1 rRNA gene (cut by a window edge) is annotated in these 1,312 nt (G+C 56.5%); it reads left to right on the plus strand.

The features are described from left to right. The first annotated feature begins 35 nt into the window (after nucleotides 1-35). Nucleotides 36-1,312, plus strand: a 23S ribosomal RNA gene (locus AB0F29_RS41440); it runs 1,924 nt beyond the window's last position.

Below are 1,312 nucleotides of genomic sequence, written 5' to 3' on the forward strand. Positions count from 1 at the left end.
TGTTTGAGAACTGCACAGTGGACGCGAGCATCTGTGGCCAAGTTTTTAAGGGCGCACGGTGGATGCCTTGGCACCAGGAACCGATGAAGGACGTGGGAGGCCACGATAGTCCCCGGGGAGCTGTCAACCAAGCTTTGATCCGGGGGTTTCCGAATGGGGAAACCCGGCAGTCGTCATGGGCTGTCACCCGCTGCTGAACACATAGGCAGTGTGGAGGGAACGAGGGGAAGTGAAACATCTCAGTACCCTCAGGAAGAGAAAACAACCGTGATTCCGGGAGTAGTGGCGAGCGAAACTGGATGAGGCCAAACCGTATGCGTGTGATACCCGGCAGGGGTTGCGCATGCGGGGTTGTGGGATCTCTCTTTCATAGTCTGCCGGCTGTGAGACGAGTCAGAAACCGTTGATGTAGGCGAAGGACATGCGAAAGGTCCGGCGTAGAGGGTAAGACCCCCGTAGCTGAAACATCAACGGCTCGTTTGAGAGACACCCAAGTAGCACGGGGCCCGAGAAATCCCGTGTGAATCTGGCGGGACCACCCGCTAAGCCTAAATATTCCCTGGTGACCGATAGCGGATAGTACCGTGAGGGAATGGTGAAAAGTACCGCGGGAGCGGAGTGAAATAGTACCTGAAACCGTGTGCCTACAAGCCGTGGGAGCGTCGCTGGCAGCACTTGTGCTGTCAGTCGTGACTGCGTGCCTTTTGAAGAATGAGCCTGCGAGTTAGCGGTGTGTAGCGAGGTTAACCCGTGTGGGGAAGCCGTAGCGAAAGCGAGTCCGAATAGGGCGATTGAGTTGCACGCTCTAGACCCGAAGCGGAGTGATCTAGCCATGGGCAGGTTGAAGCGGAGGTAAGACTTCGTGGAGGACCGAACCCACCAGGGTTGAAAACCTGGGGGATGACCTGTGGTTAGGGGTGAAAGGCCAATCAAACTCCGTGATAGCTGGTTCTCCCCGAAATGCATTTAGGTGCAGCGTCGTGTGTTTCTTGCCGGAGGTAGAGCACTGGATAGGCGATGGGCCCTACCGGGTTACTGACCTTAGCCAAACTCCGAATGCCGGTAAGTGAGAGCGCGGCAGTGAGACTGTGGGGGATAAGCTCCATGGTCGAGAGGGAAACAGCCCAGAGCATCGACTAAGGCCCCTAAGCGTACGCTAAGTGGGAAAGGATGTGGAGTCGCAGAGACAACCAGGAGGTTGGCTTAGAAGCAGCCACCCTTGAAAGAGTGCGTAATAGCTCACTGGTCAAGTGATTCCGCGCCGACAATGTAGCGGGGCTCAAGCGTACCGCCGAAGTCGTGTCATTCCGTA

The sequence above is a fragment of the Streptomyces sp. NPDC026589 genome, assembly GCF_040638385.1.
GTDB lineage: Bacteria > Actinomycetota > Actinomycetes > Streptomycetales > Streptomycetaceae > Streptomyces.